Here is a 958-nt window from a genome sequence, read left to right as displayed (position 1 = left end):
TAGATATGTCAAACAATCTAATCTAGCTTTGTTGATTTTGATCTGTGAATTTATTTTTTCAAACAATTTCGTATATTCGTGTTGACTCTCCATAATTGATAAATTTTGTATGTCGAAATTCAAATTTAATCAATTTCATGGAGAGTCATTTTTTTGTCATATACTTAGTTCTAGGATAAAAGATTTTAGAAGAGAATTCCGAGGCGTTACAGATTTAAAGTTTTTCCTGTTCAGAATTTCAAAGGTATTTGGTTAACCTGTGCCCACTTTTTGAAGGTGATCCTTAATTAAATGGTAAATCACAAATTTAATTCTTCCCTCTTCATTCTTACCTCATCCCTGCTCTTTGGGCACAAAAAAAAGGAGCGCCGTAATCGCAAACGGCACCCCCTCATTATCTCACAAATTATAGTTATATAATTTCAGCTTAACCTTCCACTTCATCTTCTTGTAAAAGTAACGTAAGTACTTTCTTCGCTGAATATGGAACTCTAGTACCAGGACCGAAGATCGCTGCTACTTTGTTGTCATAAAGGAATTGGTAATCTTGCTCTGGAATTACACCACCTGCAAATACCATGATATCCTCACGACCTAAACGTGCTAACTCTTCAATTAATTGAGGAATTAACGTTTTGTGACCTGCTGCCAATGATGATGCACCTACACAGTCCACATCATTTTCAGCGGCTTGACGAGCCACTTCTTCTGGAGTTTGGAACAATGGTCCCATATCCACGTCGAACCCGATGTCTGCGAAAGATGTTGCAATTACTTTTGCACCTCTATCGTGACCATCTTGACCCATCTTAGCAATCATTACTCTTGGACGTCTACCCTCCAATTTCTCGAATTCATTCGCTAATTCTTTTGCTTCTGCAAACGACTTGTCACCTGCTACCTCATGAGAGTAAACTCCTGAGATATTACGGATTGTAGCTTTGTATCTACCAAAATC

General features: G+C 37.6%; 1 protein-coding gene. It reads right to left on the bottom strand.

Annotated features, from left to right (window positions below; genetic code table 11):
• Positions 1-427: 427 nt before the first annotated feature.
• The coding region (locus tag HHU12_RS34140; protein WP_205960084.1) for a cobalamin-dependent protein at positions 428-958 on the bottom strand (531 nt) is incomplete at its 5' end.

This window comes from Flammeovirga aprica JL-4, from assembly GCF_012844305.1.
Classification (GTDB): domain Bacteria; phylum Bacteroidota; class Bacteroidia; order Cytophagales; family Flammeovirgaceae; genus Flammeovirga; species Flammeovirga aprica.
The sequence above is the reverse complement of the archived record's forward strand: the minus strand, read 5'-3'. Positions and strand labels throughout refer to the sequence as shown.